The 24,434-nt window shown below is 73.4% G+C and carries 23 protein-coding genes; 7 read left to right on the forward strand and 16 right to left on the reverse strand.

Annotated features, from left to right (window positions below):
* Window positions 1-167: 167 nt before the first annotated feature.
* The 3 genes from ACPC54_RS26245 to ACPC54_RS26255 all read right to left on the reverse strand — a co-directional run bounded on the left by ACPC54_RS26245 (window position 168) and on the right by ACPC54_RS26255 (window position 2,032).
* Window positions 168-959, reverse strand: a complete 792-nt coding sequence (locus tag ACPC54_RS26245) for a DUF3710 domain-containing protein (RefSeq protein ID WP_498968195.1) — start codon at window positions 957-959, stop codon at window positions 168-170.
* A 69-nt stretch (window positions 960-1,028) separates the two neighbouring features.
* Window positions 1,029-1,496 (reverse strand): dUTP diphosphatase, encoded by a 468-nt coding sequence (dut, locus tag ACPC54_RS26250; protein ID WP_498968196.1) that lies wholly within the window; start codon window positions 1,494-1,496, stop codon window positions 1,029-1,031.
* Window positions 1,493-2,032: a PaaI family thioesterase gene (locus ACPC54_RS26255; RefSeq protein ID WP_498968344.1), complete on the reverse strand. Its 540-nt coding sequence runs from the start codon at window positions 2,030-2,032 to the stop codon at window positions 1,493-1,495. The genes dut and ACPC54_RS26255 overlap by 4 nt, the downstream gene beginning before the upstream one ends.
* 190 nt (window positions 2,033-2,222) lie before the next feature.
* Between ACPC54_RS26255 and ACPC54_RS26260 the strand changes: the two genes are divergently transcribed.
* Window positions 2,223-2,672 (forward strand): DUF3093 domain-containing protein, encoded by a 450-nt coding sequence (locus tag ACPC54_RS26260; protein WP_425265334.1) that lies wholly within the window; start codon window positions 2,223-2,225, stop codon window positions 2,670-2,672.
* Between the two features lie 265 nt (window positions 2,673-2,937).
* Here ACPC54_RS26260 and ACPC54_RS26265 read toward each other — a convergent pair whose 3' ends face one another.
* The 4 genes from ACPC54_RS26265 to ACPC54_RS26280 form a co-directional block, all read right to left on the reverse strand.
* Window positions 2,938-3,237, reverse strand: a complete 300-nt coding sequence (locus ACPC54_RS26265) for a DUF4193 domain-containing protein (RefSeq protein WP_030285479.1) — start codon at window positions 3,235-3,237, stop codon at window positions 2,938-2,940.
* 472 nt (window positions 3,238-3,709) lie between these two features.
* On the reverse strand, window positions 3,710-4,693 hold the full coding sequence (locus ACPC54_RS26270; RefSeq protein WP_498968199.1) for an acyl-ACP desaturase: 984 nt from the start codon (window positions 4,691-4,693) through the stop codon (window positions 3,710-3,712).
* 246 nt (window positions 4,694-4,939) lie between these two features.
* Window positions 4,940-6,250, reverse strand: coding sequence for a sensor histidine kinase (locus ACPC54_RS26275; RefSeq protein ID WP_498968200.1), 1,311 nt, complete (start codon window positions 6,248-6,250; stop codon window positions 4,940-4,942).
* 76 nt (window positions 6,251-6,326) lie between these two features.
* Window positions 6,327-6,980 carry a response regulator transcription factor gene (locus ACPC54_RS26280; protein ID WP_030057689.1) on the reverse strand — a complete coding sequence of 218 codons (654 nt, stop codon included), beginning with the start codon at window positions 6,978-6,980 and terminating at the stop codon, window positions 6,327-6,329.
* Between the two features lie 440 nt (window positions 6,981-7,420).
* Here ACPC54_RS26280 and ACPC54_RS26285 point away from each other — a divergent pair, with 440 nt between their 5' ends.
* The gene (locus ACPC54_RS26285) at window positions 7,421-7,606 is read left to right on the forward strand and encodes a hypothetical protein (RefSeq protein WP_030057688.1); all 186 of its coding nucleotides are present in this window, start codon (window positions 7,421-7,423) and stop codon (window positions 7,604-7,606) included.
* Between the two features lie 120 nt (window positions 7,607-7,726).
* Here ACPC54_RS26285 and ACPC54_RS26290 read toward each other — a convergent pair whose 3' ends face one another.
* Together ACPC54_RS26290 and ACPC54_RS26295 are read right to left on the reverse strand one after the other, a co-directional pair.
* Window positions 7,727-8,545, reverse strand: coding sequence for an inositol monophosphatase family protein (locus ACPC54_RS26290; RefSeq protein ID WP_498968201.1), 819 nt, complete (start codon window positions 8,543-8,545; stop codon window positions 7,727-7,729).
* A 31-nt stretch (window positions 8,546-8,576) separates the two neighbouring features.
* Complete coding sequence (locus tag ACPC54_RS26295; RefSeq protein WP_498968202.1) at window positions 8,577-9,734, reverse strand: ferrochelatase; 1,158 nt, start codon at window positions 9,732-9,734, stop codon at window positions 8,577-8,579.
* A gap of 135 nt (window positions 9,735-9,869) precedes the next feature.
* On the opposite strand from ACPC54_RS26295, the gene ACPC54_RS26300 reads away from it, so the two are divergent.
* Together ACPC54_RS26300 and ACPC54_RS26305 are read left to right on the forward strand one after the other, a co-directional pair.
* Window positions 9,870-11,126: an MFS transporter gene (locus ACPC54_RS26300; protein ID WP_498968204.1), complete on the forward strand. Its 1,257-nt coding sequence runs from the start codon at window positions 9,870-9,872 to the stop codon at window positions 11,124-11,126.
* A gap of 93 nt (window positions 11,127-11,219) precedes the next feature.
* Window positions 11,220-12,542 (forward strand): D-arabinono-1,4-lactone oxidase, encoded by a 1,323-nt coding sequence (locus ACPC54_RS26305; protein WP_498968205.1) that lies wholly within the window; start codon window positions 11,220-11,222, stop codon window positions 12,540-12,542.
* Between the two features lie 20 nt (window positions 12,543-12,562).
* On the opposite strand, the gene ACPC54_RS26310 is transcribed toward ACPC54_RS26305, so the two are convergent.
* Window positions 12,563-13,441 carry a hypothetical protein gene (locus ACPC54_RS26310; protein ID WP_498968206.1) on the reverse strand — a complete coding sequence of 293 codons (879 nt, stop codon included), beginning with the start codon at window positions 13,439-13,441 and terminating at the stop codon, window positions 12,563-12,565.
* 517 nt (window positions 13,442-13,958) lie between these two features.
* Here ACPC54_RS26310 and sepH point away from each other — a divergent pair.
* A complete protein-coding gene (sepH, locus tag ACPC54_RS26315; RefSeq protein WP_498968207.1) occupies window positions 13,959-15,041 on the forward strand; it encodes a septation protein SepH in 1,083 nt (360 codons plus the stop codon).
* 93 nt (window positions 15,042-15,134) lie between these two features.
* Here the strand turns inward: sepH and ACPC54_RS26320 are convergent, their stop codons facing one another.
* Window positions 15,135-16,010 carry a sulfurtransferase gene (locus ACPC54_RS26320; protein WP_498968208.1) on the reverse strand — a complete coding sequence of 292 codons (876 nt, stop codon included), beginning with the start codon at window positions 16,008-16,010 and terminating at the stop codon, window positions 15,135-15,137.
* 211 nt (window positions 16,011-16,221) lie between these two features.
* Here ACPC54_RS26320 and ACPC54_RS26325 point away from each other — a divergent pair, with 211 nt between their 5' ends.
* Window positions 16,222-16,965, forward strand: a complete 744-nt coding sequence (locus tag ACPC54_RS26325; protein WP_498968346.1) for a VOC family protein — start codon at window positions 16,222-16,224, stop codon at window positions 16,963-16,965.
* A 34-nt stretch (window positions 16,966-16,999) separates the two neighbouring features.
* On the opposite strand, the gene ACPC54_RS26330 is transcribed toward ACPC54_RS26325, so the two are convergent.
* From ACPC54_RS26330 to ACPC54_RS26345, 4 genes are all read right to left on the reverse strand, one after another.
* Window positions 17,000-17,656 (reverse strand): thymidine kinase, encoded by a 657-nt coding sequence (locus ACPC54_RS26330; protein WP_498968209.1) that lies wholly within the window; start codon window positions 17,654-17,656, stop codon window positions 17,000-17,002.
* Between the two features lie 70 nt (window positions 17,657-17,726).
* On the reverse strand, window positions 17,727-18,914 hold the full coding sequence (locus ACPC54_RS26335; protein ID WP_498968210.1) for an alkaline phosphatase family protein: 1,188 nt from the start codon (window positions 18,912-18,914) through the stop codon (window positions 17,727-17,729).
* A gap of 52 nt (window positions 18,915-18,966) precedes the next feature.
* Complete coding sequence (locus ACPC54_RS26340) at window positions 18,967-19,566, reverse strand: DUF5998 family protein (RefSeq protein ID WP_498968211.1); 600 nt, start codon at window positions 19,564-19,566, stop codon at window positions 18,967-18,969.
* A gap of 94 nt (window positions 19,567-19,660) precedes the next feature.
* Window positions 19,661-22,507, reverse strand: coding sequence for a bifunctional acetate--CoA ligase family protein/GNAT family N-acetyltransferase (locus ACPC54_RS26345; protein ID WP_498968213.1), 2,847 nt, complete (start codon window positions 22,505-22,507; stop codon window positions 19,661-19,663).
* A gap of 229 nt (window positions 22,508-22,736) precedes the next feature.
* Here ACPC54_RS26345 and ACPC54_RS26350 point away from each other — a divergent pair, with 229 nt between their 5' ends.
* Window positions 22,737-23,018, forward strand: coding sequence for an HPr family phosphocarrier protein (locus ACPC54_RS26350; RefSeq protein WP_471743451.1), 282 nt, complete (start codon window positions 22,737-22,739; stop codon window positions 23,016-23,018).
* Between the two features lie 63 nt (window positions 23,019-23,081).
* Here ACPC54_RS26350 and ACPC54_RS26355 read toward each other — a convergent pair whose 3' ends face one another.
* The gene (locus ACPC54_RS26355; protein WP_498968215.1) at window positions 23,082-24,275 is read right to left on the reverse strand and encodes an RtcB family protein; all 1,194 of its coding nucleotides are present in this window, start codon (window positions 24,273-24,275) and stop codon (window positions 23,082-23,084) included.
* Between the last annotated feature and the right edge of the window lie 159 nt (window positions 24,276-24,434).

A 24,434-nucleotide genomic window follows, 5' to 3' on the forward strand; every position in this document is an offset into this window, starting at 1 on the left:
GTTTTCCGCTCCGTTTTCCGGAGTTTCATTCATCGGATTCACTTTCCGCGTTGTCGCCCCGGTCTCCCGCGGCGACTCCGGAACTGTACGGGGACAGGCACGTCACATGCAAATCGCCCCCGCCCGGGCTTCCGGACGGGGGCGATCGGCGAACGACCGGTGAACGGTCAGCGGACCTCGGTGATCTCCGGGCCGCGCGCGAACGGGTCGAGCGAGCCGAAGCGGTTCTCCGCGGAGGCGGCAGCCGCCCCGCCACCGTCCGCGACCATCTGCGCGTCCTCGGGAAGCTTCAGCACGATCGGGTCGCGGGGAGCCATCGGGCTGTCACCGCGCACGACGACCGTCTGACGGAAGACCTGCTCCAGGATGCCGGCCATCTCGGGCTGCACGGCGGCCTGGCCCGAGATCACGCCGCGCAGGAACCAGCGCGGCCCGTCGCAGCCGACGAAGCGCACCAGCTGCACACCCTGGGTGCCGTCCGGCAGCTGCACCGGAACCTGGGCACGGAGGTGCCAGCCCAGCTCGCCCTCCTCCTCATCGACGATGCCGCCCTGGGAGGTGATGCCGTTGGCGATCTCCTCGCGGACCTCGCCCCAGATGCCCTCGGACTTCGGGGCGGCGAAGGCCTGGAGCTGGATGGCGCTGTTGCCGAGCACGAGCGTCGCCGCGACGATCGCGTCACCGGCGACCTCGACGCGCAGCTCCATGCCCTCGACACCCGGGACCAGCAGGCCCCCGAGGTCGACGCGGCCCTCTTCGGGGTTCTCCAGCTCGGAGCTGTCCCACGGGCCGTCCGGCCGCGGGGCCGGCGGCAGGCCGACCTTGTCGGCCGGGTCCAGCTCGGTCACGTTCTCGCTCTCGGCGGAACCTTCGACGTCATCGGCCGTCTCGTCGGCGCTGATGGCGTCGTCGGCGAGCTGCTCGACAGCGTCCTCGCTCTTCTGGCGACGACGGAACACGGTCACTGTCCTTCCCGGTCCAAGACCGATGCGAATACCTGCTCGGCTTCCTGCGAGGCCGCGGGAATGCTAGACCGCGGCGTGGCCGCCGGTCGACCCGAACCCGCCCTCGGCGCGTGCCGACCCAGGCAGCTCGGCCACCTCGTGGAAGCGGGCCTTCTCGACCTGCTGGATGACCAGCTGGGCGATCCGGTCCCCTCGGCGGAAGCTGACCCCCTCGCGCGGGTCCAGATTGACGACGATCACCTTGATCTCTCCACGGTACCCGGCATCGACCGTCCCCGGGGAGTTCACGAGGGCAACGCCGCAACGAGCTGCGAGCCCCGAGCGCGGGTGGACGAAGGCCGCGTAGCCGTCCGGGAGCGCGATCGCGATGCCGGTGGGCAGCACGATCCGCTCGCCGGGGGCGAGTTCGGCGTCGACGGTGGTGCGCAGGTCGGCTCCCGCGTCGCCGGGCTGCGCGTACGCGGGCAGCGGCAGCTCGGGGTCGATCCGCCGGATCAGGACGTCCAGCGGCTGGCGGGGGGTCTCGCTCAAGGGTTCACCTCAAAGGCTCGTGCGCGCTTCATCAGGTCCGGGTCGTCGAGGACCTTCTCGATGTCCTCGGGACGACCGTGCGTGGTGAAGTGTTCCAGCTTGACCTGGATGAAGAGCGCCTGCGCGCGCACCGCGACCGGTCCGTCCGGGCCGCCGATCCGTGCCTCGGCGGCGCTGTAGACCTTCCGGCCGTGCACGCCGGTGACCCAGGCGCGCAGGTGCAGCACCGAGTCGACGGGCACCGGGGAGAGGAAGTCGGTCTCCAGCCGGCCGGTCACGGCGGGGATGTGCAGCAGCCAGTTGAGCGTGCCGAGGGTCTCGTCCATCGCCGTGGTCAGCACGCCGCCGTGGGCCAGGCCGGGGCCGCCCTGGTGGACGTCCCGGACGGTGAACTCGGCGGTGACGTCGAGTCCCTCGCCGGCGACCGCGTCGATCCGCAGGCCGCCGGGGTGCTGCGGGCCGCAGCCGAAGCAGTGCTCGTAGTGGGAGCCGAGGTGGGTGCCGGGGGCGGGCGCCTCGGGGTGGCGCTCCGGCAGGACGGCGTCCGGCGGCGGGGTGGTGGGGGTGGAGGCGGCCGGAGCGGGCGGCGTCGCGAGCGCCGGCCGGTCGGCGGGGGTGGTGGGGGATGGCGAACCGGTCACGGGAACCCACCCTACCCAGCGGTAGCCGGGCCTCCGGTGGGGGCGGCGTGCCGCCGGGGCCGTCAGGGCGCCCACAATGGAGGGCATGTACGACGAACGCCTCACGGTGCCGCGCTCCTGGTGGCTGCTTCCGGTCGCAGTCGGCCTCACCCTCGCGCTGATCCTGATCCGGGTCGGCGGCCTGGCCGCACTGATCGGGCTGGTGGTCGGCGTGGCCGCCGGCGCGGTCGCGATCAGCAGCTACGGCTCCGCCCGGATCCGGGTGGTCCAGGGCTCGCTGGTGGCCGGGCCGGCCCGGATCCCGGTGGACGCCCTGGGCGCCGCCCAGGCCCTGAGCCCGGCCGAGGCCGCGGCCTGGCGCGGTCCGAAGGCCGATCCGCGCGCCTTCATGCTGCTGCGCAGCTACGTCCCGACCGCGTTGCGGGTCGAGGTGACCGATCCGGCCGACCCGACGCCGTACCTCTACCTGTCGACCCGCTCGCCGATGAAGCTGGCCGCGGCGCTGGAGGAGGCCCGGCGCGGCGCCCGTACCTGAGCGCCCCGGGCTGAGTGCCCGGACATGACGACGGGCCCCGGAGGACCGGGGCCCGTTCACAACGGAGAGGGACGGTTCCGCGGCTGCGGGACCGTCCCTACGACTTCGTGCTGGGCGGCGTTGCCGCCGCCCGACTCCGTCCTGCCGGCGCCGCCCGTGCGGGTGGCTCCCGGGTCTGCCGTCCGGCCCCGCTGCCCGGGGCCGGAAGGGACGGTGTGCCGGTCCCGCGGGAGCCGCGGGCGCCGGGCGATGTCCGCTGCGGTGCTCAGGCGCCGCAGTCCCGGCAGATCGGGTTGCCGTTCTTCTCGCTGTAGAGCTGGCTGCGGTGGTGCACCAGGAAGCAGCTCATGCAGGTGAACTCGTCCGCCTGCTTCGGGAGCACGCGGACGGCGAGCTCCTCGTTGGAGAGGTCGGCGCCCGGCAGTTCCATGCCCTCGGCCGCGTCGAACTCGTCGACGTCGACCGAGCTGCCGCCCTTGTCGTTCCGCCGAGCCTTGAGTTCCTCGATGCTGTCTTCGTTGAGCTCGTCGTCGGTCTTGCGTGGGGTGTCGTAGTCCGTTGCCATTGTTCGCTCTCCCCCTCCGGGTTGTGCGGTGTGTGCGGTATCTCCAGCGCACGTAACGCATGGGGGGTCGTTCTTGTGCCCGACCCGAGGGCGAGATTTTGCCTTACTTCAAGCCCTGTTACTCAATCGACACTCAGCCGGGGGGCCGTTGGGGTGATCCATCGGGGCTCGACGGGCCTCACGCTGGGCCATCACAACCCGGCCCTGGAGCCGAATCTTCGGCCACGCACGGTGACCGGCGGGCGCTGCGGCACCCGCCCATTCCCTTGCCCACCAGGGGCGCCGGTCAATCCTTCGGACCGACCGGAGGGCCGAATCCGGTCACGGACCGCGACCGACAACCCGAAAGCGATCATCACTCTCCGGGGTCAACCGGAAACGTGGAGCGACACGGTGTGACCTTGGTCACGTTCAGAATCTTCCGGGGCAAACCGCGGAAAATCCACCCACTCCGACCGCTCCGGGAGCCAACCTACTCGGCGGCCCGGCGGGCCGCCTGGCGAGCCAGCTTGGCCTGCTGGCGCTCCTCGAAGCGGCGCGCCTGGGTGTCCAGTCCGTCCAGGAAGGTCCCGAGTTCGTCCTGGGCCAGCAGGCCCTCCGCGCCCAGCCCGCCGAGCTCCATCACGCGCAGGTGGCGCAGCACCGGCTGCAGCACGTCGTCGTGGTGGATGCGCAGGTTGTACACCCCGCCGAGGGCGATCTGCGCGGCGGCGCGCTCGAAGCCGGGGATGCCGTGGCCGGGCATCCGGAAGTCGGTGACCACGTCGCGGATGGCCCGCATGGCCTCGTCGGGGGCGATCTCCAGGGCGGCCTTGAGCAGGTTCCGGTAGAAGACCATGTGCAGGTTCTCGTCGTTGGCGATCTTCGCCAGCAGCTGCTCGCACAGCGGGTCGCCGGCGTACTTGCCGGTGTTGCGGTGCGAAATGCGGGTGGCCAGCTCCTGGAAGGCCACGTACGCGACCGAGTGCAGCATGCTGTGCGCGTTGTCGGACTCGAAGCCCTCCGACATGTGGTTCATCCGGGCCCGCTCCAGCTCGACCGGGTCGACGGCCCGGGTGGCGAGCAGGAAGTCGCGGATGGCTATCCCGTGCCGGCCCTCCTCCGCGGTCCAGCGGTGCACCCAGGTGCCCCAGGCGCCCTCGCGGCCGAACATGGTGGCGATCTCGTGGTGGTAGCTGGGCAGGTTGTCCTCGGTCAGCAGGTTCACCACCAGCGAGACCCGGCCCAGCGACGTCACCTGGGACTGCTCCAGCGCCCAGGCCTCGCCACCCAGCACGCCGTCGAAGTCGCGGCCCTGGCTCCACGGCACGAACTCGTGCGGCATCCATTCCTTGGCGACGGCCAGGTGGCGGTCGAGCTCCTTCTCCACGACCTCTTCGAGGGCCAGGATCAGCCGCGTGTCGGTCCAGCCGCTCGATCCGAGCGAGGTGCTGCTCTGCACTGGGGCGATGGTCACGGTCTTGCTCCCGGGAGACGGTCACGCGCGGGACGGGCGCGTTGGGCGGGCACTCGACGCTCCGCCGGAGGCACGGACTCGGGCACACCGGAGGACGCACTTACGGTTGCGTAGGTTACGACACCGTAAGTTGCCGGGGCGGGAAAAAACAAGCCGCCCCCGTCAGGCCTTATGTCGTCTTGACGGGCCTGACGGGGGCGGCTTGGAACGTGGCTGGTGGCGGCCGGTGCGCGACCGGACCGGGGATCAGGGCTTCGGGATGCGCACCCGCATGGTGAGGCCGCCACCGGCGCGCGGGGTGGCCTCGATGGTGCCGCCGTGGGCGCGCACCACCGAGCGGACGATGGACAGGCCGAGACCGACCCCCTTGTCGCTGCGGGTGCGGTCGGCGCCCTTGATCCGGCGGAACGGCTCGAAGATGTGCTCCAGCTCGTAGCCCGGCACCACCGGGCCGGTGTTGGAGACCACCAGCTCGCCGCCGCCGGGCACCTCGGCGGTGGCGAGCTCCACCCACCCGCCGGGGGTGTTGTACCGGACGGCGTTCTGCAGCAGGTTCAGCGCGAGCCGCTCCAGCAGCACGCCGTTGCCCCCGACCACGGCCGGGTCGAGCTTGGAGCGCAGCTCGACCTCGCGCTTGTCGGCCTCGCCCCGGGTCTGCTCCAGCGCCCGGGTGGCCACCTCGGACAGCTCCACCTGGCGGCGGTCGGTCAGCTCGTTCTCGCTGCGGGCGAGCAGCAGCAGGCCCTCGACCAGCTGCTCGCTGCGCTCGTTGGTGGCCAGCAGGGTCTTGCCCAGCTGCTGGAGGTCGGGCGAGGCGGCCGGGTCGGAGAGCTGGACCTCCAGCAGGGTGCGGTTGATCGCCAGCGGCGTGCGCAGCTCGTGCGAGGCGTTGGCGACGAAGCGGCGCTGGGAGTCGAAGGAGCGGTCGAGCCGGTCCAGCATGCCGTCGAAGGTGTCGGCGAGCTCCTTGAGCTCGTCGTCCGGGCCGTCCAGCTCGATCCGCCGGTGCAGGTCGGAGGAGGCGACGTCGCGGGCGGTGCGGGTGATCCGGCCGAGCGGGCGCAGCACCCGGCCGGCCAGCGCGTAACCGGCCGCGAAGGCGATCACGGCGAGGCAGACCAGCACGGTGAGCGACTTCTGCAGCAGCGTGTTGAGGGCCGAGGTGGAGCGCAGGTCGTGGTTGGCGGCGAGCGCCGTGTTCAGCTCGTCGCTGGTCATCGGGGTGCCGTTGACGTAGAAGGTCGACGACAGGCTGCCGTTGGGGAGGCGGGCGCTGAAGGTGAACTGCTGCGGCGCCACGTCGTGCAGCGCCTGGCGGACGAAGAAGTACATCAGCAGCAGCAGCACCACGCCGGCCATCAGGAACATTCCGCCGTAGAGCAGGGTCAGCCGCATCCGGATGGTGGGGCGGAACGGCAGCCAGGCGAGCATCCCGTCGCCGGGCGCGTAGGTGTCCTGGCGGGGCTGGCGCGGCGGCAGGATGGGCTTCGGCGGGACGGGGCGCGGGCCGCCGGCGGGCGCGCCGGAGGGCCCGCCGACCGGGGGCGGGGTGGTCATGACGGTCCTCTCGGGGCGTCCGCCGGGGCGGGCGCGGGGTTGCGACGGGGAGTGCGCGGGGAGGCGGACTCCGTGGTCAGATCCGGTAGCCGGAGCCCGGCACGGTGACGATCACCGGCGGGTCGCCGAGCTTGCGGCGCAGCGTCATCACGGTGACGCGCACGACGTTGGTGAACGGGTCGGTGTGCTCGTCCCAGGCCTTCTCCAGCAACTGCTCGGCGGAGACGACGGCGCCGCCGGCCCGCATCAGCACCTCCAGGACGGCGAACTCCTTGGGGGCGAGCTGGACGGTCCGGCCGTCCCGGATCACCTCGCGCCGACCGGGGTCGAGCGAGATGCCGGCGCGCTCCAGCACCGGGGGCAGCGGGATGGTCGCGCGACGGCCCAGTGCCCGGACCCGGGCGACGAGTTCGCTGAAGGCGAACGGCTTCGGAAGGTAGTCGTCGGCGCCGATCTCCAGGCCCTCGACCCGGTCGCTGATGTCACCGGAGGCGGTCAGCATGATCACCCGGGTGGCGAGGCCCTGCTCGACCACCTTGCGGCAGACGTCGTCGCCGTGCACCAGCGGCAGGTCGCGGTCCAGGACGACCACGTCGTAGTCGTTGACCGCGATGCGCTGGAGCGCGGCCTCCCCGTCGTACACCACGTCGACGGCCATCGCCTCGCGGCGCAGGCCGGTGGCGACGGCCTCGGCGAGCAGCTGCTCGTCCTCGACGACGAGAACCCGCACGGTGGTTGTCCCTTCTCCAGGCCGGCCCCGGAAGCGGACGCGCGGCTCCGACGGTGCCCCCATCCTGCCTGGTCCTGCGGTAAAGCAGCGATAAGCTGCCTCGCAGGCACGGAGCGTGCGCCCCGGACGGTGACCGTTCGTATCGGGACCGTTCCGTTTGGACTGTGACCCGGGCAACTTTCTCGCGCCGGGAGGTTTCCCGGCCCCGGGGGCGGGGAGGACAGCTGCACACCCGCGATCTGGCCTTCAGCCGATCGCACCCACCCGCCGTGCGTTCATCCGCGCCGGCCCTGGGGCTGGGACGTCACCGGGAGCGGCCGAGGGCCGTCTCCGCGTCCGACCGGAGATCCACCACTTCGGCCCGGGCGCATTCACCGGCTGGACCACCTCGGGGCGGAGAGCGCACGACCGTGCACGTCCGACACAGTAAGGGGGCCCGTATGGACGCCTTCAAGGCCGGAATCCTGCAGCGCATAGCCAACGCCGAGCAGGACCTGCACCGCGCGATCGAGGCCGGGGACGAGTTCCTCGCCGAGGTGGAGCAGTCCGAGCTGGACGACCTGCGTCGTCTGGCCGCCGAGCATGGCGTGGACACCGTGCTGGAGCGCCACCGCACCGCCGCCTGACCCGACACGCCGGTCCTCCGGCACCTGCGGCCCTGCGGGGGCCGTGCGAAACCCCAAGCCCTGGCACCCCCCGTATGCCAGGGCTCTTCGCATGCCGGAAACGCCCCGAGGGCCGGCGGTTCAGTCCGCCCAGGCGCGCAGCGCGGCCAGCCGCTCCTGCAGCGGCTGGTACACGCCGGGGGCGGCCGCCACGGTCAGCTCGGCGTCCGGGCCGTGGCCGGGGCGGCCGCCGGTCAGCGCGCCGGCCTCGGTGGCGATCAGGCAGCCGGCCGCGCGGTCCCAGGGGGCGAGGCCGCGCTCGTAGTAGCCGTCCAGCCGCCCGGCGGCGACGTCGCACAGGTCGACGGCGGCGGCCCCGCCCCGCCGGACGTCCCGCACCTCGGGCATCAGCGCCAGCAGCACCTCGGCCTGCCGCACCCGCACCGGCTGGACGTAGTTGAAGCCGGTGGCGATCAGCGCCTGGCCCCACGGCGGCGCCGGGCGGGCGGAGACCGGCCGGCCGTTCAGCCGGGCGCCCCGGCCGAGGACGGCGTGGAACAGCTCCTCGCGCGCCGGGGCGTACACCACGCCGACGACCGCCCGGCCGTCCAGCTCGGCGGCCACGCTGACCGCCCAGGAGGGCAGCCCGTACAGGTAGTTGACCGTCCCGTCGAGCGGGTCGACCACCCAGCGCACCCCGCTGGTGCCGGGGCGCTCGGCCCCCTCCTCGCCGAGGTAGCCGTCCTCGGGGCGGCGCTCGGTGATCAGCTCCAGGACGAGCTTCTCGGAGGCGAGGTCCATCTCGGTCACCACGTCGACCGGGCTGCTCTTGGTGCCGGCCACACCCAGGTCGGCGGGGCGGCCGTCGCGCAGCAGGGCGCCGGCCTGCCGGGCCGCGTCCAGGGCGACGTCCAGCAGGTCGTCGAGGAGCCGGTCGTCGGGCAGGGCGGGGGCGGTCACGGGATTCTCCTCCGGTGGGGCGGGGCGGGTGTCAGCGCTCGGCGACGGCCGGGCGCGGGGCGCGCGGGTTCGGGCAGCAGGCCACCGCGCACACGTCGTGGCTGGGGCCGAGACCGCCCAGCGCGCAGCGGGTCACGCCCTCGCCGCGCTCGGTGGCGGCCCGCTCCAGGACGAGCTCGCGCACGGCGGCGGTGAACCGCGGGTCGGCACCCACGGTGGCGGCCCGGGCCACCGGCAGGCCGAGCTCGGCGGCCTTGGCGACGGCCTCGGTGTCGAGGTCGTACTTGACCTCCATGTGGTCCGAGACGAAGCCGATCGGGACCATCACCACGGCGGGCGCGCCGTCCGCGTGCTGCGCCGCCAGGTGGTCGCAGATGTCGGGTTCCAGCCACGGGATGTGCGGGGCGCCGCTGCGGCTCTGGTACACGAGCTCCCACGGCCGGTCGGCGACGCCGGTGCGCTCGGCGAGGGCGGCGGCGATCAGCCGGGCCACGTCCAGGTGCTGGGCGACGTACGCGCCGCCGGGCCGGCCGCGGGCCGGGTCGTCCGGGGCGCCGGAGGCCTCGGCCATCGCCTCCGGGATGGAGTGGGTGGTGAAGGCGATCCGGGCGCCGGGGCGGACGGCCTCGGGCAGCTCGTCCAGGGCGGCCAGGGTGGCGTCGATCATCGGCCGGACGAAGCCGGGGTGGTTGTAGAAGTGCCGCAGCTTGTCGACGGTGAGCGCGGGCACGCCCTCCTCGGCGAGCGTGGCCAGCGCGTCGGCCAGGTTCTCCCGGTACTGGCGGCAGCCCGAGTAGCCGGCGTAGGCGCTGGTGGCGAGCACGGCGATCCGGCGGTGGCCGTCCGCGGCCATCTCCCGCAGGGTGTCCACCAGGTAGGGCGCCCAGTTCCGGTTGCCCCAGTACACCGGCAGGTCCAGCCCGTGCTCGGCGAAGTCCTTGCGCAGCGCGGCGAGCAGCTCGCGGTTCTGCTCGTTGATCGGGCTGACCCCGCCGAACAGGAAGTAGTGCCGGCCCACCTCCTTCAGCCGCTCCTTGGGGATGCCCCGGCCGCGGGTGACGTTCTCCAGGAACGGGACGACGTCCTCGGGGGCCTCGGGCCCGCCGAAGGAGAGCAGCAGCAGGGCGTCGTACGGCTGTGCCGCAGCGGGAGCGGCGCCGGACGGTGAGGGTTTGCGCGCGTCGGACATGGCACCGATCCTGCCACTGAGGGGCCGGACGTCGTGGCCGGGGCCGCGCGGCTGTCCGGAAAATACTGTTTGCCAACGTACGTAAGCTGTCTATACCAGCGTCGTTCCTTACCCCTCTCCGTCCGGAGCTCCCCCGTGCTCTCCAGCTACCGCCGGATCTTCGCCGCCCCCGGCACCCTGGCGTTCTCCTCCACCGGCTTCATATCCCGGATGCCGATCTCCATGACCGGAATCGGCATCGTCACCATGCTGTCCCAGCTGCGCGGCTCCTACGGCGTCGCGGGCCTGGTCTCCGCGACCCTGGCCGTCTCCGCCGCCGTCCTCGGCCCGCAGGTCTCCCGGCTGGTCGACCGGCACGGGCAGGCCCGGATCATCGTCCCCGCCATGGCGCTCACCATCGGCGCCGTGGTCGGCCTGCTGCTCTGCGCCCGACTGCGCGCCCCGGACTGGACGCTGTTCGTCTTCGCCGCCGGGATGGGCGTCATGCCCAGCACCGGCGCCATGGTCCGCGCCCGCTGGGCCCACCTCTACCGGGACGACGCCGACCAGCTGCACACCGCCTACTCCTTCGAGGCCGTCGTCGACGAGGTCTGCTTCATCGTCGGCCCGATCCTCTCCATCGGCCTGGCCACCTCCGTCTTCCCCGAGGCCGGCGTGCTGCTCGCCGGGATCTTCCTCGCCCTCGGCGTGCTGCTGTTCGCCGGGCAGCGCTCCACCGAGCCGCCCGTCCACCCGGGCGCCCGGCACGAGGGCGGCTCGGTCATCCTCAATCGCGGCCTCCAGGTGCTGATCCTGACCTTCGTCGCCACCGGTGCGATCTTCGGCTCGGTCGAGGTCGTCACCGTCGCCTTCGCCGACGCCCAGGGGCACAAGCCGATCTCCAGCGTGATCCTCGCCCTCTGGGCGCTCGGTTCCTGCCTGGCCGGCGTCGTCTTCGGCACCCTCAAGCTCACCGGCTCGCTCGCCGTGCGCTTCTTCGGCGGCGTGGTGTTCATGGCGGTCAGCATGGTGCCGCTGGTGCTGGCCGCCCACGCCGTGCACGGCATCGGCGGGCTGGTCGCGGTCGGTGCCGCGCTGCTGGTCGCCGGCATCGCCATATCCCCGACCCTGATCAGCGCGATGGCCCTGGTGGAACGGCTCGTCCCGGCCGCCCAGCTGACCGAGGGCATGACCTGGACCACCACCGGCCTCGCCCTCGGCGTCGCGGTCGGCTCCTCCGCCGCCGGCTGGGTGGTGGACGCCTCCGGCGCCGCCGCCGGCTACTGGGTACCGCTCACCGCCGGCCTCCTCGGCGTGGTCGCCGCCCTCGCCGGCCTCGGCCGGCTGCGCGCCGGGCTCACCGCCCAGGAGGCGGCCGCCACCGGGGCACAGCCCGTAGACGCCGAACGGTGAGCTGACTAATCTCTCGCCCTACCCGTGGGCCTACCCACGGGTAGGGCGGCATGCCGCCACTTCGTCGAAGCGCACGGAGCAGGAGGCAGCGCAATGCCCCAGGCCAGCACCGCGACCCCGACCCGCTGGACCAACTGGGCGGGCAACCAGAGCGCCCGCCCCACCCGGACGGCCACCCCCGGCACCCCGCAGGAGCTCGCCGCGGAGATCCTGCGCGCCGCCGAGCAGGGCCGCACCGTCAAGGCCGCCGGCTCCGGCCACTCCTTCACCGCCATCGCCTCCCCCGGCGACGGCCTCCTGCTGCGGCCCCACGCACTCACCGCCGTCCGCGGCATCGACCGCGCGGCCGGCACCATCACCATCGAGTCCGGCTTCCCGCTGCACCGCCTCAACCGGATGCTCGCCACCGAGGGCCTCTCCCTCACCAACATGGGCGACATCGAGGTCCAGACCGTGGCCGGCGCCACCAGCACCGGCACCCACGGCACCGGCCGCGACTCCGGCTCGCTCGCCGCCCAGATCCGCGCCCTGGAGATCGTCCTCGCCGACGGCACCGTCCGGACCTGCTCCCCCACCGAGAACCCCCGGCTCTTCCAGGGCGCCCGGCTCGGCCTCGGCGCCCTCGGCGTGATCACCGCGCTCACCCTCGCCGTCGAACCGGCCTTCCTGCTCACCGCGCACGAGCAGCCGATGGCCTTCGACGAGGTGCTGGAACGCCTCGACGACCTCACCGCCGTCAACGAGCACTTCGAGTTCTACTGGTTCCCGCACACCGACCGCTGCTCCACCAAGCGCAACAACCGCAGCCAGGGGCCGGCCGCCCCGCTGCCCCGGTTCAAGGAGTGGCTGGAGGACGACTTCCTCTCCAACACCGTCTGGGAGGGCGCCTGCCGGGTCGGCCGCCGCTTCCCCGGCTCCATCCCGACCATCGCCGCGCTGGCCAGCCGCGCCTGGTCCGAGCGCAGCTTCACCGACACCGCGTACAAGGTCTTCACCAGCCCGCGCAAGGTCCGCTTCGTGGAGATGGAGTACGCCGTCCCGCGCGCCGCCGTCGCCGAGGTGCTGCGCGAGCTGAAGGCCCTGGTGGAACGCTCCCGCTGGAAGGTCAGCTTCCCCGTCGAGGTGCGCTTCGCCCCCGCCGACGACCTCTGGCTGTCCACCGCCTCCGGCCGGGACACCGCCTACATCGCCGTCCACCTCTACCGGGGCACCACCGACCAGGGCTACTTCACCGGCGTCGAACAGCTGATGACCGCCCACCGGGGCCGCCCGCACTGGGGCAAGCTGCACACCCGCGACGCCGAGTACCTGGCCGGCGTCTACCCGCACTTCGCCGACTTCACCGCACTGCGCGACGAGGTCGACCCGCGGCGCGTCTTCGGCAACGACCACCTGCGCCGCATCCTCGGCGCCTGACCACGCCTGACCACGGCCGACTACGGCGTCGCGGTCGGCGGCTGCGGGCCCGCCGTCGCGTGCGCCGGCGCGCCGCTCGGCACGGGCGGCTGCGGCGTGGCCTCGCCGGTCGGCTTCCCGCCGCCCGCGGAGGGGGAGGCGCCGGCGGACGGCGAGGCGCTCGGGACCGCCGTGGGCGAGGCGCCGCCGCCGGACCCACCGGACCCACCGGACCCACCGGGGTCGGCGCTCGGGGTGCCGCTCGGCTCCCGGCCCGGCCGCGGACTCGCCGGGGCCGAGGCGCCGCCGGACGGCGCCTCGGTCGCCGAACCGCGCCCGCCGCCGGTGGACGGCCGCTCCGCGGGGGCGTCCTGCGGCGTCGAGGACTTGGGCGTCACCGTGCCGCCGAAGGACGTCCCGTTCCCGGACTCGCCCTTCACCGTCGCCGACACCGGCTGCCCGGTGGCCAGTTCGAAGGCCGTGATCGGCACCATCGCCAGCACGAACACCAGGCCGGACACCGCCGCACAGGACTTCCAGGTCCAGCGCCGGCGGGCCCGCACCACCCGCGGTTCGTTCCACTCCGCCGAGATCACCGGCGGCCCCGCCGGTCCGGCCGCCTCCGTCTGCTCGGCCGGCGCCTGGCGCAGCGTGTTCGCGGTCTGGTTCGGCCCCCGGTCCACCGCCTCGCGCAGCTGCTCGCCGGTCCGCCGGAACAGGTGCTGGAACACCGCGCCGCCGGTGGTCGCCCCGATGCTCACCACCGCGGCGCCCATGATCGTGCCGTACACCCCGAGTTCGGAGGCCAACAGGGCCCCCGCCACCGCGGCCAGCGCACTCGCCGCGACCTGAGCCACACTCAGATCGATCCGCTTGCGCTCGTCCTTGCCGCCCTCCTCGGCGGGGCCCCGCTCCGACATCGACATCCCTCGGTCCGTACGACTGTTCTTCGAACAAGTCACTCCATCTTGCCCAAAGAAGGACACAAGGGGCGAAAATGCGGTTCTCCGCCTCCGGATTGTGTGAAGATGATCACCGTTCATCCGCCGATGGTTCGCCGTTGGGGGCGCGCGCTCTTGAGATTCCCGTGAATCGCGGGAGACTTGAGCGGCGAGCCGCCCCTTCGGATGCCACGAATGGAGTACTGTTCGTAAGGCCTGACCCCTGGGTCGACTTGTCGACTGCGCTCACACCGGCAGTCTGACGAAGAGCCACGGAGCAGGCACGCACGGCGACGCCGGTCCCGGATCGTCGCGAACACTCCGTGTGCGAGGACGGCCGGGACACCCAGGCGCGACGTCGACGGATGACGTGGCAAAAAGGCAACCGTGCCACAGCGGCATGCGCGGGCGTGAGCCCGACACGCCGGGGAACTCAGCAAGGTTGTGGCCAGTCGCGAGCGGGCAGGCCACACTCAGTACGGGAGCAGCGACGCAGGTGACGTCGGCAGGCACCACCCGGGAGGTAACCGTGCCCGAACTGCGGGTTGTGGCCGTCAGCAACGACGGCACACGGCTGGTGCTCAAGGCTGCCGACAGCACGGAGTACACCCTCCCCATCGACGAGCGGCTGCGCGCCGCCATCCGCGGCGACCGGCCGCGCCTCGGCCAGATCGAGATCGAGGTCGAGAGCCACCTCCGCCCCCGGGACATCCAGGCGCGGATACGAGCCGGTGCCTCCGCCGAGGAGGTCGCCCAGGCCGCCGGCATCTCGGTCGACCGGGTCCGCCGCTTCGAGGGACCGGTCCTCGCCGAGCGCGCCTTCATGGCCGAGCGCGCCCGCAAGACCGCCATCCGCCGCAACGGCGAGACCACCGGGCCGCAGCTCGGCGAGGCCGTCGCCGAACGGCTCGCGCTGCGCGGCGCCGAGAAGGAGACCGAACGCTGGGACTCCTGGCGGCGCGACGACGGCACCTGGGAGGTCATCCTCTCCTACCGTGCCGACGGCGAGGGCCGCAGCGCCTCCTGGACGTACGACCCGCCCCGGCGCCTGGTCCAGCCCAACGACGACGAGGCCCGCGCGCTGATCGGCGAGAACGTCGAGCGCGAGGAGGAGTCGGTCTTCCCGTTCATCCCGCGGATCGCCCGGCTCCCCCAGGACCGGCCGCCCCGCCCGATGATCGACCGGCCCTCCGCCGACCGCATCATGTCGGCCCGCGAGGTCCGCGAGTCGCGCGAGGCCACCGCCGAGTCCCGGGACTCGCTGACCAGCCTGCTCGATGTCGTGCCCGCCTTCCGCGGCGACCTCGCGGTCGGCGGCCCCGCCCCGATCGAACCGGTGCCCGCCGAGGTGGCCGAGGCGAACGAGGAACCGGCCGCCGCGGCCGCCGCCCCGGCGGTCGGCGCGGGCTCGGCCTACGCCGACATCCTGATGCCGCGCGCCGTCGCCCCGCACCGCGAGCGCCTGGTCGGCACCACCGACCGGCAGGCCGAGGCGGACGGCGTCCGGCCCGGCCGACGGGCCACCGTGCCCAGCTGGGACGAGATCGTCTTCGGCAGCCGGCGCAAGAAGCAGGAATAGGACGTGCACGGTGAAGGGGCGGGAGGCCATCGGCCTTCCGCCCCTTCACCGTTGCCGCCCGCCGGCCCACCGGCACCGACCGCCGGCCCGGGATCAGCCCGGCTGGTCGGTCACCGCCACCGGGCGGCTCTCGTCGCTCGACCACTCGCTCCACGAGCCCGGGTACAGCGTGGCGGACAGGCCCGCCACCTCCAGCGCCAGGATCTGGTGCGCCGCCGTCACACCCGAACCGCAGTACACCGCCGTCTCCCGCTCCCCCGCGCCCAGCGCACGGAACCGGGCCGCCAGTTCGGCGGCCGGCCGGAACCGCCCGTCCGGGCCCACGTTCTCCGTGGTCGGCGCCGACACCGCGCCCGGAACGTGCCCGGCCCTCGGGTCCACCGGCTCCGTCTCGCCCCGGTAGCGCTCGCCCGACCGGGCGTCCAGCAGCAGACCGGACCGGGCCCGGGCCGCGGCGCCGTCCGCGTCCACCGTGGGCAGCCGACCCGGCACGGCCTTGAAGTCGCCCTCGGCCGGCTCCGGCAGCTCGGTCGTCACCGGAAGACCCGCCGACCGCCAGGCCGCGAAGCCGCCGTCCAGCACCCGGACGTCCCGGTGCCCCGCCCAGCGCAGCAGCCACCACGCGCGGGCCGCCGCCATCGAGGCCGCGCCGTCGTACACCACGACCGGGCGCTCGCCGCTCACCCCGAAGCGGCGCATCGCCGCGCCGAACTCCTCCGGGTCCGGCAGCGGGTGCCGCCCGCCCCGGCCCGGGGCACCGGGCGGGGCCGCGAGGTCCCGGTCCAGCTCGACGAAGTGGGCGCCCGGCAGGTGCCCGGCGGCGTACTCCTCGGCGGCGGTCGGGCCGCCCGGCGCGGCACCGACCAGCTGGTAGCGCACGTCCAGCAGCACCGGCGGGCGGGCCGAGCCGAGTGCCCGCGCCAACTCGGCCGCGGAGATCAGCGGAGAACCGTCGTTGAAGGTGGTCATGCGGGCCATTGTCGCGCAGCACCGGCTCCGGGGCGTGCCGTCCGGACCCCCTTCCGGGCCGGGGCGCGCCCGACGCGCCGCTCTTTGTGCGCTCTTTGCCGGACTTTCCGCGCGGCCCGAGGGTTGGGCGCGCGCCAGGGTGGAAGCATCACCCTCGCGCGCGAGGATTCCCGTGCGCCAACCACCCACGAGGAGGCCCGCATTGCCCGCGGTGGAACTCCGACTGGCCCAGGGCACGCCCTGCTGGGTCAGCCTGCTGACCGACGACCTGCCCGGAGCCCGCGCCTTCTACGGCGCCCTGCTCGGCTGGACGTACACCCCCGGCCCCGGCCAACTCGGCGCCTACGTACGGGCCGAGCTGGACGGCGAACCGGTCGCCGGTCTCGGCGTCTCCACCGCCACCGGCTTCCCGGTGCAGTGGACCACCTACTTCGCCGTGGACGACGCCGACCGCACCGCCCAACTCGTCCGGGAATGCGGCGGAACCGTCGCCGTCGGCCCCCTCCAGGCCGAGCGCGCCGGGCGGATGGCCATCGCCGCCGACGTCTCCGGCGCCGTCTTCGGCCTCTGGCAGGGCGAGGAGCACCCCGGCCGGGAGGCCGGCAGCACACCCGGCGGGCCCGCCTGGTCCGAACTGCTCACCCCCGACGCCGAAGGCGCCGCCACCTTCTACGCCACCGTGCTCGACCGGCCCGTCCGGCCCGGAACCGAGGAATCCGCGCTGCTCGTCCACGGCCGCCCGGCGGCCGGCCTGCGGCACCACGCCGACCTGCGCGGCCACCCGCCGCGCTGGCGCACCCACTTCGCCGTCCCGGACGCCGAACTGACGGCCCACCAGGCCGTCGAACTCGGCGGCCGCGTCCTGGTCGAGCCGCACCACACCGCGCGCGGCCGCGCCGCCCGGCTGGCCGACCCGCAGGGCGGGCACTTCTCCGTCCTGGAGGTGGGGGCGTGAGTCGCCCGCCCGCCCCCGCTGCGGCCCCCGCGGCCTAGACCTGCTGCTCCTCGAAGGGCAGCACGTCCGGGGAGAGCACCGAGGCGCGGGCCGTCGCGGCGGTCAGCCGGCGGCGGTGGTGGCGGCGGCACAGCACCTCGTAGCCGACCTCGTCCTCGCTCACCGAGATGTCGCCGATCACCACCTGGGCGCCCTCGACCACCATCACCCCGCCGACCGTCCGGGCGTTGTGGGTCGCCCGCGCACCGCACCAGCACAGCGCCTCCACCTGCAGCACCTCCACCCGGTCGGCCAGCTCGATCAGGCGCTGCGAGCCGGGGAACAGCCGGGTGCGGAAGTCCGTGGTGATGCCGAAGGTGTAGACGTCGATGTCGAGCTCGTCCACCACCCGGGCCAGCTGGTCGACCTGCTCGGCCGCGAAGAACTGCGCCTCGTCGCAGATCAGGTAGTCCACCCGGCCACCCGCCGAGAGGCGGTGCACCACGTGCGCGTGGAAGTCGAAGTCGTCCGTCACCTCGACCGCCTCCGCGCGCAGGCCCAGCCGGCTGGAGATGGTCGCCGCACCGGCCCGGTCGTTGCGGGTCAGGATGACCCCCTGCCGACCGCGCGCCGTGTGGTTGTGGTCCATCTGCAGCGCCAGCGTCGACTTGCCGCAGTCCATCGTGCCCGAGAAGAACACCAGTTCAGCCATGGGTGGAGCAAAGGCCTTTCACATCAAGGGGGTTCGGGCGCCTCGGGCGCACACGGGTCGGGGTCACGGATCAGCCGCGGACTTCGAGCAGCGGCACGAACTGCTCGACCGGAGTCATCGAGCCGTGCAGGCCGATCATCGCCGACTCGCCGGGCTCGTTGCGGGAGGCGATGATCGCGATGTCGTCGCGCGCCGCGGCGACCACGTCACCGATCCGCCCGTACACCCGCTCGTCCACCACCGGGCCGAACCAGCCCGCGGCGATCGCCTCGTCCCGGGTGGCCACCCACATCCGGTCGCCCAGCACCTCGCTCCACACCGTGTGCACGTCGGCCGCCGCACCCGGCACCGCGTACACGTGCCGGGCCCGGCCCTCGCCGCCCAGCAGGGCCACGCCGGCGCCGAGCTCCCAGTCCTCGTCGAAGTCGATCCGGTCCTCCGGGGCGATGTCGATCATGCCGTGGTCGGCGGTCACGTACATCGCCGAACGCGGCGGCAGCTGCTCGGCCAGCCGGCGGGCCAGCCGGTCCACCGCGTCCAGCGTCATCCGCCACTCGTCGGAGTCCACCCCGAAGCGGTGACCGGCGCCGTCCAGCTCGCTGACGTAGGTGTACACCAGCGCCCGGTCGTGCTCGGCCAGCCAGGAGGCCGCCAGGTCCATCCGCTCCTCGCCGGTGGTCCGGCCCAGGAAGGTGCCGCCGGACAGCGCCACCCTGGTCAGCGGCGTCTGCGCGAACAGCGGGGAGGACACCTGCGCGGTCGCCACCCCCGCCTCGTGCGTCCGCTCGAACACCGTGGGGTACGGCTGCCACGCCCCCGGATCGGTGTGCGGCTGCCAGCGCAGCTGGTTCATCAGGTAGCCGGCGCCCGGCACCGCCACCGTGTACCCCGCCAACCCGTGCAGGCCGGGCGGAGTACCGGTGCCGACCGAAGCCAGCGAGGTCGCCGTGGTCGAGGGGAAACCCGCCGTCAGCGGACGGCCGGTGCCGCCCAGCGAACTGCCGACCAGCGAGGACAGGAACGGCGCGTACTCGGGGTGGCGCAGCAGCAGCTCCCAGCCCAGGCCGTCCACCAGGAACACCACCGCGCGGTCCGCCGGGGCGATCGGCAGCGTCGCGGTGAACCCCGGCACGCCGAGGCCCGCCGCCACCGAGGGCAGCAGGTCGCACAGCGAACCGCTGCCGTAGAGGGGCGCGGGGGCCGCGGCGGGGTCAAGGATCTCGAAGGCGTCGTAGCCGTCGGGGGAAGCGAAGGACATGGAACCGGATTCGTCGCGGGCGGAAGCTCTGGAACTGGGGAGCTGCGGTGGATCAGGCCCGCGGGCCGTTGTCGATCGTCGCGTCGGACAGCGCCCGGGCGAAGGCCAGCGCCTGGGCGACCGTCTCCGGGCCGTCGCCGGCCTCGCTCACCCGCAGCGACAGGTCGTCGGCCGTCGCCGAACCGGTGTAGCCGTGGTCCGCCTCGCAGTTCGGGTCCGAGCAGCCGGCCGGCTCCAGGTCCAGGCGCTGCACCGCCCCCCAGCCGATCGTCAGCACGACCTCGCGCGGCAGCGTCCCCGGCGTGTACGTCTCCGGGTTCGCCACCATCCGGCTCACCACGACCGAGCCAATCCGGTCCAGCCGCACGCTCTCCGTCGACGTCGTGGCGTACGGCACCGCCGGGCTGCCCTCGGCGCCCGACTGCTCGTCCGTGTGGCTCACCACGAACCGCGTCGGGGTCAGCACCAGCACCGTCACGTGCCGGCGCACCTCGTTCGCGTCGAAGGTGGTCTCCTGGTGCACCAGGTAGGAGCTGATCGGCTCGGGGCCCACCGCGGACTCCACCGCCTCGGACACCAGGGCCGGGTAGTAGCCGCTGCGCTCGATCGCCGAGCGCAGGTCCTGAGTGGTGGTGGTACCGGTCTTCGCCATAACTCCATCCTGGCATGGTCCGCCGACGAAGCGGGCGGCGCGGCGCCGAGCTTCGGACAACAGGCGCCCGCGAGCGGGGCACAACCAAGGAAGGTTACAGCGTGCTCATCGCGCGCGGGCCCAGATCGCTCCGGACGGGCAGCGGCGCGATGCGCACCCGCGCCCCAAGGATCGCCAGTCCGTGCGGGGCCACGACCACCGGTTCGAGGTCCACCGAGGCGATCTCCGGCACGTCGTCCACCAGCTGCGACACCCGCAGCAGCAGCTCCTCCAGGGCGCCGGTGTCCACCGCCTCGGCGCCGCGCCAGCCGAACAGCAGCGGCGCCGCCCGCACCTCGCGGACCAGCGAGGCCACGTCCTGGTCGGTGGCCGGGACCAGCCGGTGCGCGAGGTCGCCCAGCAGTTCGGCGGGGGCGCCGGCCAGCCCGAAGGAGAGGATCGCGCCGACCGCCGGATCCACCGTGGCGCCGATCACGGTGTCAACGCCGCGCGGCGCCATCCGCTGCACCACCAGCTCGGCCTGCGCGGCGCCGCCGAGCAGCGAGTCCAGCTCGCGGTGGGCCCGGCGCAGGCCCGCCTCGTCGGTGAGGTCCAGTCGGACGCTGCCCAGGTCGGGTCGGTGGCGCAGGTGCGGGGCGGTCGCCTTCAGGGCCACCGGGTAGCCGAGCGCGGCCGCCGCCTCGACGGCCGTCCGCTCGTCCGGGGCGGGCAGCGCGGGCGAGACGTCGATGCCGTAGCGGGCCAGCAGCGCGCGGGCCCCGTCGTCCGGCAGGGTGATCCGGGCGCCGCCCGGCTGGGTGCGGGCCGCTGTCGCGGTGCGGGTGTTCAGCGCCGCCTCGACCAGGGCGCGGGCGCCCGGCTCGTCGATCCGGTCCAGCTCGGGGACGCGCGCCGTCTCCTCCGCCGCGGCGGTGCGGCGCCGCCACTGCGCGTAGTGCACGGCGTGCGCGAGGGCGCGCACCGCGCGCTCGGGCGCCGCGTACGCCGGGACGCCGCCGGGGCGCAGCCGTACCGGCAGGTCGGTCAGCGCCAGGTGGGCGAGCACCAGAGGCTTGCCCAACTCCCGTGCGCGCACGCCCGCTTCGAGCAGGGCGGTGGCGATCTCGGGATCGTCCGAGCCCATCTCGGGGTCGTCCGGGCCGGTCAGCCGGCCGCCCATGAAGGCGTGCGCGGAGGTACCGATCGGCGGGATGGCGACGGCGATCACCGCGTCCACCGCGGGATCGGCCAGCGCGACGTCCAGTGCGATCCGGAAGTTCTCGCCGGTCGCGGCCGTGGTGAGGTCGACGGGCGTGCGCGGACGCAGGCCCGCGCTCAGGCAGGCGTCGTACGTGAGCAGGCCCAGCGAGTCCGAGTTCCCGACCACGGCGACCCGGTCCCCGGGTGGCAGCGGCTGCTGGGCCAGCAGCTCACCGGTGTCGTACAGCTCCGTGATGGTCGCCACCCGGATCACGCCGGCCTGCTCGAACAGCGCGTCGACGGTCGCGTCCCGCAGGCCGCTGGCGGTGACCGGGACGGCGTGCCCGGGCGGAAGGCTGCCGGTGTGCCGGGCGCCCTTGACCACCACGACCGGCTTCGCGGCGGCCAGCCGGCGGGCGATCCGGGTGAACTTGCGCGGGTTGCCGAAGGACTCCAGGTAGAGCAGCACCACCTCGGTGGCCTCGTCCTCCGCCCAGTACTGCAGGAAGTCGTTGCCGGAGACGTCCGCCCGGTTGCCGACCGAGGCGAACGAGGAGACGCCGAGGCCGCGCCGGTGGGCCGCCTCCAGCAGGGCCACGCCGATCGCGCCGGACTGGCAGAAGATGCCGAAGCCGCCGCGCTCCGGCAGGTGCGGGGCGAGCGAGGCGTTCAGCGGGAGGTCCGGGTCGGTGTTGATCAGGCCGAAGGCGTTCGGGCCGATCACCCGCATCCCGGCCGCGCGGGCCTGGCGCACCAGCGCGCGCTGCCGGTCCCGGCCCTCCGGGCCGGTCTCCGCGTACCCGGCGGTCAGCACCACCAGGCCCTGCACGCCGTGCGCGCCGCACTCGGCGACGGCCGCCGGGACGGCGCCCTCCGGGACGGTGATCACGGCCAGGTCCACCGGCCCGGGAATGTCCAGAATCGAGCGGTGCACCGGGACGCCGTCCAACTCGGTGCCGGGCGGGGCGTTGCGGTTCACCGCGTAGACGGCGCGGGGGGTGTCCTTGGGCTCGTAACGGCTCTCGAACTCGGTGTCGAAGCTGCCCAGCAGGTCCCGCAGGACGGCCCGGCCGACCGTCTGCGGGTTGCGCGAGACCCCGATCACCGCGACCGAGCGCGGAGTGAGCAGCCGCTGCACCGAGCGGGCCTCGGCGCGGTGCTCGCGGGCGCGCATCACGGCGAGCGAGCGCTCGGTCTGTTCGAGGTCGAACTCCAGGTGCACCACGCCGTCCGCGAAGCTGCGGTGCTGGGTGTAGCCGGCGTCGGTGAAGACCTTCACCATCTTCCGGTTCTCCGGCAGCACCTCCGCCTGGAAGCGCCGGATGCCGCGCTCCTGCGCCACCGCGGCGATGTGCTCCAGCAGGGCGGAGGCCACGCCGCGGCCCTGGTGGGCGTCCTGGACGAGGAAGGCCACCTCGGCGTCGGTGCCGGTCTCGGACGGGCGGCCCTCGGCGTCGATCCGGTCGTAGCGGACGGTCGCGATGAAGCGGTCCCGGATCACCACGGCCAGGCCGACCCGGTTCACGAAGTCGTGATGGGTGAAGCGGCGGACGTCCTTGTCGGAGAGCCGGGGGTAGGGGGCGAAGAAACGGAAGTACTTGGACTGCTCGGAGACGTGTCCGTAGAACTCCACCAGCCGCTCGGCGTCGCCGGGAGTGATCGGCCGGATCCGCGCCGTACCGCCGTCACGCAGCAGGATGTCGGCTTCCCAGTGCTGCGGGTAGTCCGGCTGGTCGGGGTTCGCTGCCGCGGAGTCGTCCACGATCGTCAGGTTATCCGGCGGCGGGCCGAATGGCGCCGGGTGTGTGCTCGCGGCAGGGTGGACAGGGCCCGCGACCGGGCCTTATGCCCCGAAAAGAAACAATCACAACTCCCGAACGCGGCGGCTCACGGCGGCCGCCTGCGTGCAACACTGGTCTAGACAACACGGCCGTTCCCCCCGGCTCCCCCAGAGCGCGGCCGTGACCAGCTTCACCGGAAAGGCACGTCTCATGGCTGAGCGCCGCGTCACCATCGGTTGGGCCGAGGGCCTGCACGCCCGTCCCGCCTCCGTCTTCGTCCGGGCCGTCACGGCCACCGGCGTGCCGATCACCATCGCCAAGCCGGGCGGCAACCCCGTCAACGCCGCCTCCATGCTCGGCCTGCTCGGCCTCGGCGCCCAGGGCGGCGACGAGGTCGTCCTCGCCTCCGACGCCGAGAACGCCGACGACGCCCTCGACCGCCTCGCGAAGCTCGTCCAGGAAGGCCTCGACGAGCTCCCCGCCGCGGCCTGAGCCTCCCAGCACGCACCCGATCGGGGTGTCGCCACACCGTGGCGGCACCCCGATCGGTTTCGGTCAGCCCTTCACGCAGACCACCTGCTTGAGGTGCGCGACCACCTCGACCAGGTCCTTCTGCTGTTCGATGACCTTCTCGATGGACTTGTAGGCGCCCGGGATCTCGTCCACGACGCCGCTGTCCTTACGGCACTCCACGCCCTTGGTCTGGTCGACCAGATCCCGCGTGGTGAAGCGCTTCTTCGCGGCGGTGCGGCTCATCTTGCGGCCGGCGCCGTGCGAGGCGGAGTTGAACGCCTCCTTGTTGCCCAGGCCGCGGACGATGTAGGAGCCGGTGCCCATCGAGCCGGGGATGATCCCGTAGTCGCCGGAGCCGGCCCGGATCGCGCCCTTGCGGGTGACCAGCAGGTCGACGCCGTCGTAGCGCTCCTCCGCCACGTAGTTGTGGTGGCAGCTGATGACCTCGTCGAAGGTGACCTTCGCCTTGACGAACTCACGCCGGACGACGTCCTGGAACAGCCCCATCATCAGCGCGCGGTTGTGCTTCGCGTACTCCTGTGCCCAGAACAGGTCCTGGCGGTAGGCGTTCATCTGCGGGGTGTCCGCGATGAACACCGCGAGGTCCCGGTCCACCAGGCCCTGGTTGTGCGGCAGCGACCGGGCGACGCCCATGTGGTGCTCCGCCAGCTCCTTGCCGATGTTGCGCGACCCGGAGTGCAGCATCAGCCACACCACACCGGTGGAATCCACACACAGCTCGATGAAGTGGTTGCCGGCGCCGAGCGTTCCCATCTGCTGCATCGCCCGCTCGCGGCGCCACTTGACCTCCTCGGCCACCCCGTCGAAGCGGTGCCAGAAGTCGTCCCAGCCCGTCGCGCGGAAGCCGTGCAGCTTGGTCGGGTCGACCGGGTCGGTGTGGAGGCCGCGGCCGACCGGGATGGCCTGCTCGATCTTGGAGCGCAGGCGGGACAGGTCGTCCGGGAGGTCCTTGGCGGTGAGGGAGGTCTTCACCGCGCTCATCCCGCAGCCGATGTCGACGCCGACCGCCGCCGGGCAGACCGCGCCCTTCATGGCGATGACGGAGCCGACCGTCGCGCCCTTGCCCAGGTGGACGTCGGGCATCACGGCGAGGCCGTGCAGCCAGGGCAGCGAGCTGATGTTGCGCAGCTGCTGCATGGCCGCGCCCTCGACCGTCGCCGGGTCGGTCCACATCCGGATCGGGACCCGGATGCCGGGTACCTCGGTGTACGTCATGGTTGAACGACCTCCACGGGTCGGGTGGTTCGTACGAAGGAGTGCCGCGCGCATACGGATCCCGGTGCGGCTCGGGGAAGTTCAGGGGTGGGCGCGCTCAGGCGGCCAGGGCGGGACAGGGGAGATACGGCCTTGGGGAGCGTCGTCGTATGGTTCGCT

Source organism: Kitasatospora sp. NPDC094028 (assembly GCF_049543595.1).
GTDB lineage: Bacteria > Actinomycetota > Actinomycetes > Streptomycetales > Streptomycetaceae > Kitasatospora.

What these genes read in the sequence shown, in the direction of transcription:
- ACPC54_RS26260 (WP_425265334.1), top strand. Translation starts at nt 2,223, where the DNA reads ATGTACGACGAACGCCTCACGGTGCCGCGCTCCTGGTGGCTGCTTCCG.
- ACPC54_RS26265 (WP_030285479.1), bottom strand. Translation starts at nt 3,237, where the DNA reads ATGGCAACGGACTACGACACCCCACGCAAGACCGACGACGAGCTCAAC.
- ACPC54_RS26275 (WP_498968200.1), bottom strand. Translation starts at nt 6,250, where the DNA reads ATGACCACCCCGCCCCCGGTCGGCGGGCCCTCCGGCGCGCCCGCCGGC.
- ACPC54_RS26285 (WP_030057688.1), top strand. Translation starts at nt 7,421, where the DNA reads ATGGACGCCTTCAAGGCCGGAATCCTGCAGCGCATAGCCAACGCCGAG.
- ACPC54_RS26295 (WP_498968202.1), bottom strand. Translation starts at nt 9,734, where the DNA reads ATGTCCGACGCGCGCAAACCCTCACCGTCCGGCGCCGCTCCCGCTGCG.
- ACPC54_RS26305 (WP_498968205.1), top strand. Translation starts at nt 11,220, where the DNA reads ATGCCCCAGGCCAGCACCGCGACCCCGACCCGCTGGACCAACTGGGCG.
- ACPC54_RS26310 (WP_498968206.1), bottom strand. Translation starts at nt 13,441, where the DNA reads ATGTCGGAGCGGGGCCCCGCCGAGGAGGGCGGCAAGGACGAGCGCAAG.
- ACPC54_RS26320 (WP_498968208.1), bottom strand. Translation starts at nt 16,010, where the DNA reads ATGACCACCTTCAACGACGGTTCTCCGCTGATCTCCGCGGCCGAGTTG.
- ACPC54_RS26330 (WP_498968209.1), bottom strand. Translation starts at nt 17,656, where the DNA reads ATGGCTGAACTGGTGTTCTTCTCGGGCACGATGGACTGCGGCAAGTCG.
- ACPC54_RS26335 (WP_498968210.1), bottom strand. Translation starts at nt 18,914, where the DNA reads ATGTCCTTCGCTTCCCCCGACGGCTACGACGCCTTCGAGATCCTTGAC.
- ACPC54_RS26340 (WP_498968211.1), bottom strand. Translation starts at nt 19,566, where the DNA reads ATGGCGAAGACCGGTACCACCACCACTCAGGACCTGCGCTCGGCGATC.
- ACPC54_RS26350 (WP_471743451.1), top strand. Translation starts at nt 22,737, where the DNA reads ATGGCTGAGCGCCGCGTCACCATCGGTTGGGCCGAGGGCCTGCACGCC.
- ACPC54_RS26355 (WP_498968215.1), bottom strand. Translation starts at nt 24,275, where the DNA reads ATGACGTACACCGAGGTACCCGGCATCCGGGTCCCGATCCGGATGTGG.